This window comes from Actinoplanes sp. NPDC026670 (assembly GCF_040638175.1).
Classification (GTDB): Bacteria; Actinomycetota; Actinomycetes; order Mycobacteriales; family Micromonosporaceae; genus Actinoplanes.
In genome coordinates this window covers 1-7,214 of sequence record NZ_JBEZXU010000142.1, presented here as the reverse complement: position 1 = coordinate 7,214, position 7,214 = coordinate 1, and the positions used below count along the sequence as shown (strand labels likewise).

Sequence of the window (7,214 nt, the reverse complement as noted above, 5' to 3'; positions counted from 1 at the left end):
GCGCCGATGGTACTGCACTCGGGAGGGTGTGGGAGAGTAGGACGCCGCCGGACTCAACGTATGGAAAGGCCCACCCGGGTAACGGGTGGGCCTTTTCGTGTTTCCGGGGCACGATCGGGACTCCGGTCGCGGCGCAGCCGGGGGCTGGGTCGGCTGCGGTTGTCAGAGTCGTGGCCCGTATCGAATCAGCGGGTTTGAATTGCGCTTCTCAGTTCGCGCATGAGGGGGGCCGCTTCGGATTCGGTGCGGCTCGGGAACAGGGCCAGGGCGATGCTGCCGTGGTCGGCCCAGCCGCAGACCGTCATGTCGCCGTCGGTGGATTTCGAGACGCCGCATTTCATCACGCCGCCGAAATCGCCGGCGTCGACCTCTTTCAGGTCGGAGACGGTGCCCTTGTCGTCGCTCACCAGATCGAACGACGAATCCAGGTCCCTTTCCGGGGACCACAACAGGGTGGTGCCGCCGAAGAAGAGGACCGATCGTTCGTCGGTGCTGTTGTAGACGGCGCCGACCGCCTTGTCGAGGGCGATCTCGGCGGACAGGGCGCTCTGTAGATAGTCCGCGGTGGAGGTGGCCTGCTCGCTGTCGTCGAGCGTGAGGGCGCCGATCTTCGAAGGCGTGGACAGGGTGGTCTGGCGCTGCGTGTTGACCTGCCAGCCGAACCACGCGAGCGCCGACGCGCCGGCCAGCGACACCAGCAGCAGGCTCGCCAGCACCACGGTGCGGGCGGTGTGCGGTTTCGCCGGGGTGTCCGCCTCGTCCTCGTCCTGACCGGTCAGGCTGAACGCAGCGTCACCGTCGTCGGTCGCGCTGAGTTCGAGCGGGACCTCATCGGTGGCTGCGGAGGGTGACGTGAGGGCCGGATCCTCGGTGCGGTCCGGGGCGTCCTCCGCCGGGGTCGTGGAGGAGGGTGTGTGCTGGCCGCGGTCCGACATCAGGCGAGCCTATCTCGCTGGGGCGAGCACCATCGGTCGCCTGGGCGGTGATTCCCGGAGTGGCACCTGCCGGCGCCGGCTCGAGGGGAGAGCAGAAGTCGCTCGCGGTGAGAGCGGAAGTTGCTCGCGGTGAGTGCGGAAGCGGCTGGTGGCGAGTGCGGGGACCAGCGGTGCGGGCTCGCGCCGAGTGCGGAAACGGGGTGACAGTGAGGGCCGGGGGCGTTCGGAGGAGGTGCGAATTCGTTGCGGGCGACCGGGCTCCGTAGACTTGTCGGGTGACCGATGCGACCGAAACCCGTACCCCCGACAGCCGGCCCACCGGTGGACTCTCCGCTCAGTACCAGCCGGGCGAGGTAGAGCAGCGGCGGTACGAGCGTTGGGTATCGGAGGGCTACTTCACCGCAGACCCGAAGAGTGACAAGCCGCCCTTCACGATCGTGATCCCGCCACCGAACGTGACCGGGTCCCTGCACGTGGGCCACGCCCTCGACCACACCATCCAGGACACCCTGGTCCGCCTCAAGCGGATGCAGGGCTTCGAGGTGCTGTGGCTGCCCGGCATGGACCACGCCGGCATCGCCACGCAGAACGTGGTGGAGCGTCAGCTCGCCGCCCAGCAGCTGTCCCGGCACGACCTCGGCCGTGAGGCGTTCGTCGAGCGGGTCTGGGAGTGGAAAGCCGAGTCCGGCGGCGCGATCCTGGGCCAGATGAAGCGGCTTGGCGACTCCGTCGACTGGTCCCGCGAGCGTTTCACCATGGACGAGGGCCTGTCCCGGGCCGTGCAGACGATCTTCAAGCGGATGTATGACGACGGGCTGATCTACCGGGCCAACCGGATCATCAACTGGTGCCCGCGCTGTCTGACCGCCCTCAGTGACATCGAGGTGGAGCACAGCGACGACGAGGGCGAGCTGGTCTCGATCCGCTACGGCGAGGGGGAGAATTCGATCGTCGTCGCCACCACGCGGGCCGAGACGATGCTCGGTGACACCGCGGTGGCCGTGCACCCCGACGACGAGCGTTACAAGCACCTGGTCGGCACCGAGGTGGAGCTGCCGCTGACCGGGCGGCGCATCCCGATCGTGGCCGACGAGCACGTCGACCCGTCCTTCGGGACCGGCGCGGTGAAGGTGACCCCGGCCCACGACCCGAACGACTTCGAGATCGGCCAGCGGCACAACCTGCCCAGTCCGGCGATCATGGACGAGCGGGCGATCATCACCGTACCCGGCCCGTTTGAAGGTCTTGATCGTTATGAGGCCCGCCCGGCGATCGTCGCCGCTCTTCGTGAGGAGGGCCGGATCGTCGCGGAGAAGCGGCCCTACCTGCACTCGGTGGGGCACTGCTCGCGGTGCAAGACCACGGTCGAGCCGCGGCTGTCGCTCCAGTGGTTCGTCAGCACCGGGCCGCTGGCCAAGGCGGCCGGTGACGCGGTGCGCGACGGCCGGGTGAAGATCGAGCCGGCCGAGCTGTCCAAGCGCTACTTCGCCTGGGTCGACAACATGCATGACTGGTGCATCTCGCGCCAGCTGTGGTGGGGTCACCGGATCCCGGTGTGGTACGGGCCGGAGGGCCAGATCGTCTGTGTCGGGCCGGACGAGCAGCCGCCGTCGGGTGCGGGCTGGAAGCAGGACGAGGACGTCCTCGACACCTGGTTCTCGTCGGGCCTGTGGCCGTTCTCCACGCTGGGCTGGCCGGAGCAGACCGCCGACCTGGAGAAGTTCTACCCGACCAGCGTGCTGGTGACCGGCTACGACATCCTGTTCTTCTGGGTTGCCCGGATGATGATGTTCGGGCTGTACGCGATGGACGGCAGGCAGCCGTTCGACGTGGTCAACCTGCACGGCATGGTCCGTGACCAGTTCGGCAAGAAGATGTCGAAGTCGTTCGGCAACGTCGTCGACCCGCTGGACTGGATCGAGCGGTACGGCGCTGACGCCACCCGCTTCACGCTGGCCCGTGGCGCCAACCCCGGCTCCGACGTGCCGATCAGCGAGGAGTGGTGCCAGGGTTCCCGCAACTTCTGCAACAAGCTGTGGAACGCGACCCGGTTCGCCCTGATGAACGGGGCCACTGTCGACGGGCCGCTGCCGGCGCCGTCGGAGCTCTCCGCGATCGACAGGTGGGTCCTCTCCCGCCTGCAGCACGTGACGGCCGAGGTCGACGGCTACTTCGCCGCCTACGAGTACGCGAAGGTCTGTGACGCGCTGTACCACTTCGCGTGGGACGACGTCTGCGACTGGTACCTCGAGCTGAGCAAGCCGGTTCTGGCCGAGGGCAGCGCGCCCAGCCGGCGGGTGCTCGGGCACGTGCTCGACCAGCTGCTGCGCCTGCTGCACCCGGTCATCCCGTTCGTCACCGAGGAGCTGTGGATCGCGCTCACCGGCGGCGAGACGGTGATGACCGCCCCGTGGCCGACCGTCGACCAGGCGCTGATCGACGACGCCGCCGAGGAGGAGCTGGCCGCCCTGCAGAAGGTGGTCACCGAGGTCCGGCGGTTCCGGTCCGACCAGGGCCTCAAGCCGAGCCAGCGGGTCACCGCCGCACTGACCGGCCTGGGCAACGTCGGCATCGACACGCACGAGCCGCTGATCCGCTCGCTCGCTCGGCTCGACGCTCCGGGCGCCGACTTCGCCACCACCGCGACCCTCGCGGTGACCGGCGGCATCACGGTCGACCTGGACACGCGCGGCGCCATCGACGTGGCCGCCGAGCGGGCCCGTCTGGCGAAGGACCGGGCCGCCGCCGAGAAGGAGGCCACCCAGTGCCGGGCCAAGCTCGGCAACGAGGCGTTCATCGGCAAGGCGCCGGAAGCCGTGGTCGCGAAGATCAAGGACCGGCTGGCCGCCGCCGAGGCGGATCTGGTCCGGATCGCCGCCGCCCTCGAGGCTCTGCCGAGCTCATGAGCAGCGAATTCGACGAGGTCGACGCCGCGCTGAACAAGCGCGGCTTCACCCGCATGGTCTTCGACATGCAGAAGATCCGGGATCTGGTGGACGTGCTGGGCAGCCCGCAGCGGGCCTACCCGGCCATCCACCTGACCGGCACCAACGGCAAGACCAGCACGGCCCGGATGATCGACGCGCTGCTCCAGGCGCACGGGCTGCACACCGGCCGCTACACCAGCCCGCACCTGGCGACGGTTCGCGAGCGGATCAGCCTGGACGGCGAGCCGCTCTCCGAGGAGCGGTTCGTCGCCACGTACAACGATGTGGCGCCGCTGGCCGAGCTGATCGACGCGCGTAACCCGGAGCCGCTGACCTACTTCGACATGACGACCGCCATGGCGTATTCGGCGTTCGCCGACGCCCCGGTCGACATCGCGGTAGTCGAGGTCGGTCTCGGTGGTGAAGAGGACGCCACGAACGTCATCGAGGCCGGTGTCTGCGTGCTCACCCCGATCGGGCTCGACCACACCGAGTGGCTCGGCGACACGATCGAGGACATCGCCTGGCACAAGGTCGGCATCATCCACCACGGCGCCACCGTGGTCACCGCGCTCCAGACCGAGGAGGCCATGCGGCCCATCCTGGAACGCTGCGCGGACATGGGCGCCACCCTCGCCCGGGAGGGCAGCGAGTTCGGCGTCATCGAACGCCACCAGGCGGTCGGTGGGCAGTTGCTCAGCCTTCAGGGGCTCGGTGGCGCCTACCACGAGATCTTCCTGCCCCTCTTCGGCGCCCACCAGGCACAGAACGCCGCCATCGCGCTCGCCGCGGTCGAAGCGTTCCTGGGCGCCGGCCCCGGCAAACAGCTCGAAGCCGACCTGGTCCGGGAAGGGTTTGCCCGGGTCGACTCGCCGGGCCGGCTGGAACGCGTCCGCAGCGCGCCGACCATCCTGCTCGACGGCGCGCACAACCCGCACGGGATGGCCGCCACGGTCGCCGCGCTGGAGGAGGAGTTCACCTTCCGGCACCTGGTCGCGGTGCTGTCGGTGCTCGGTGACAAGGACGTGACCGGGCTGCTCGAGCTGCTCGAACCGGTCGTCGCCCGGCTCGTGGTCACCCAGAACAGCTCGCCGCGTGCCCTGCCCGCCGTCGAGCTCGGGAGGCTCGCGATCGAGGTGTTCGGCGAGGACCGGGTCACCGTCGCCTCGGACATGCCCGATGCCATCGAAGAAGCCGTCGTTCAGGCCGAGGAGGACGCATCCGGCGAGCTCAGCGGTGTCGGCGTGCTGATCACCGGCTCGGTGGTGACCGTCGCCGACGCGCGGAAGCTGCTGAAACGATGACCGGTCCGCGGCCTTCCGGCCTTAAAAATCCGCAGGCGGCGGTACGGGGACTCGGCGCCGGAACCTTGGTGCTGGAAGTCGTCGTGTTGCTTCTCACCATCGCGCCGCTGGCTGTGATCGCGGGGGACCGGAAAGGGCCGGCGATCATCGCGGTGCTCGTCGCCACGGTGCTGGCGATCGTGCTGGCCGGGATGATGAAACGGGACTGGGCGTGGACCGCCGGGGCGGTGCTTCAGGGGCTGCTGCTGCTCGGCGGGTTCCTGCACTGGACGCTCGCGGCGGTCGGGGTGATCTTCGGGCTCACCTGGGCGTACGCCATGCATGTCCGGCGGACCATCCTCGGGCCTTGAGGCCCGGGCTTTGAGACTCGGGCTTTGAAAAAGGGGCGGCCGGTTTCCCGGCCGCCCCTTTTCGTCATCTGATCGCCCGCCATTGTGTTATGGCGATGTTGTGGTTGTCCGGGTCGCGGAACGTGGCCGACCACAGCTCCAGCTTGTCGCCGCGGTTCACCGGGCGCGGGGAGTGGATGAACTTCACACCCTTCTCCCGCAACTCCGAGTGGACCGCCTCGATGTCGCCGACCTCCAGATTGAGGTAGATCAGGCGACCCGCCTCGGACGTCAGGTTGTGCACGGTCCGCAGCACCAGCCGGGTGTCGCCGGACGCCAGCACCGCGCTGCCGTCGCCGTTGTCGATCTCGTGGAAGCCGAGCACGTCCCGGTAGAACTCGGTCGACCGGTCCAGGTCGGTGACCAGCACCGTGATACCGACCCCGTGGATCGAGCCGGCGGTGGCCGGGCGGGCGCTCGGGTAACCGGTGATCACGTCGCCGGCGTGCTCGTCGGGGCGGCCGCTGAAGTCGCCCCACGGGCCGGTCCGCTTCTCGGTGGCGGGCTCCTGCGCCGGGGTCTCGTCCGGGTGCGGGGTGGGGAAGGCGTCCGGGGAGACCGCGGCACGGCCCACCGCCACCCCGAGGATGCCGTCCCGCAGCGCTGACGGGCGTGGGGTCTCCTCGGCTGGTGGCGCCACGATACCGTCGGCACGGGCGGTGGCCGCCTGCGGGGTGGTCTCCGGGGCCGGTTCCGGGTTCGTGTCGATCGGCAGGTGGCCGCGCAACGGGAAGTTGTCGAGCGGGATGTCGATCTGGTCGATCCCGGGCCGCGGCGCCGTTCTGCGCGGGGTGGCCGGTTCCGGGGCGCTCGGGAAGGGGCGGTCCGGTTCCGGGGCGGTCGGCGGCGGCGCCACCGGGGACGGAGTCGAGGCCGCCGAGGACGGGGTCGGCTCGGGGCGCGGCTGGGCCGGGTAGGGCGCCGGCTGGGTGCGGGACTGCTCGGCGTCCTCGGTCTCGAACGACTCGGTGTCCTCGCCGGGCTGCGCGAAGAAACGGGTCCGGCTGCCCAGCGGGCGGGTCTCGACGTCCGGCGGGACCTTCGGCGCCCACCGCTGCTCGTCGTCGGCCGGTCGCGCGGGTGCGGGCTGCGTCCACGCCGATTCGGCCGGCGGGGCTGCGGCCTCGGCCGGGGCGGGCCCGGACTGCACCCGGGCGGTGCCGGTCGGTGTGGCGCCGGTCTGCGGCCGGGTGGCCTCGGCCGGCGGAGACGCGGGTCGCGTGGCCGGTTCCGGGGCCGGCGCGGCCGGGCGGCTTGGAGCGGCCCAGCGTTCGTCCGTGGAGGCAGCGGAGGCAGAGGAGGCAGCGGAGGCGGGTGAGCGGGGCGCCGGCGCCGGGGATGCCGGCTGAGCCGCCGGCGTGGCCGGGCGGGCCCAGGCGTTCTGCTCACGGGTGGCGGCCGGGCGGGTGGCCCGGGCCGGCGGCGGCGCGGCGGCGTGGCTGGGACGCGCTACCGGCGGGGGCGGCGGTGCGGGCGCGTCGGCCCGGCGTGCCACCGGAGGCGGCGGTGGGGTGAGACCCGAGCTGTGGCTCCGCGCCGGCCGGCCGGCCGGCGAGACCGGATCGATCGACTCGGCGGGGCGCCCCGCCGGAGAGACCGGGCTCGCGGAGCGGCTCGCGGGGGCGGCCGGGGCGGCGGAGCGGCTCGCGGGGGAGACCG

The 7,214-nt window shown here is 71.0% G+C and carries 5 protein-coding genes; 3 read left to right on the top strand and 2 right to left on the bottom strand.

What is annotated here, in order from left to right:
* Nucleotides 1-185: 185 nt before the first annotated feature.
* Nucleotides 186-935, bottom strand: a complete 750-nt coding sequence (locus AB0E94_RS52295; RefSeq protein ID WP_360344312.1) for a hypothetical protein — start codon at nt 933-935, stop codon at nt 186-188.
* A gap of 275 nt (nt 936-1,210) precedes the next feature.
* Between AB0E94_RS52295 and AB0E94_RS52290 the strand changes: the two genes are divergently transcribed.
* The 3 genes from AB0E94_RS52290 to AB0E94_RS52280 are packed head-to-tail and all read left to right on the top strand — an operon-like array spanning nt 1,211 to nt 5,516.
* A complete protein-coding gene (locus tag AB0E94_RS52290; RefSeq protein WP_360344309.1) occupies nt 1,211-3,841 on the top strand; it encodes a valine--tRNA ligase in 2,631 nt (876 codons plus the stop codon).
* Nucleotides 3,838-5,166: a folylpolyglutamate synthase/dihydrofolate synthase family protein gene (locus tag AB0E94_RS52285; RefSeq protein WP_360344307.1), complete on the top strand. Its 1,329-nt coding sequence runs from the start codon at nt 3,838-3,840 to the stop codon at nt 5,164-5,166. Before AB0E94_RS52290 ends, AB0E94_RS52285 begins: the two co-directional genes overlap by 4 nt.
* Nucleotides 5,163-5,516 (top strand): DUF4233 domain-containing protein, encoded by a 354-nt coding sequence (locus tag AB0E94_RS52280; protein WP_360344304.1) that lies wholly within the window; start codon nt 5,163-5,165, stop codon nt 5,514-5,516. The genes AB0E94_RS52285 and AB0E94_RS52280 overlap by 4 nt, the downstream gene beginning before the upstream one ends.
* A gap of 64 nt (nt 5,517-5,580) precedes the next feature.
* On the opposite strand, the gene AB0E94_RS52275 is transcribed toward AB0E94_RS52280, so the two are convergent.
* The coding region (locus AB0E94_RS52275) for a VOC family protein (RefSeq protein ID WP_360344301.1) at nt 5,581-7,214 on the bottom strand (1,634 nt) is incomplete at its 5' end.

Coding starts and splice junctions, on each gene's coding strand:
- AB0E94_RS52295 (WP_360344312.1), bottom strand. CDS start 935: ATGTCGGACCGCGGCCAGCACACACCCTCCTCCACGACCCCGGCGGAG.
- AB0E94_RS52285 (WP_360344307.1), top strand. CDS start 3,838: ATGAGCAGCGAATTCGACGAGGTCGACGCCGCGCTGAACAAGCGCGGC.
- AB0E94_RS52280 (WP_360344304.1), top strand. CDS start 5,163: ATGACCGGTCCGCGGCCTTCCGGCCTTAAAAATCCGCAGGCGGCGGTA.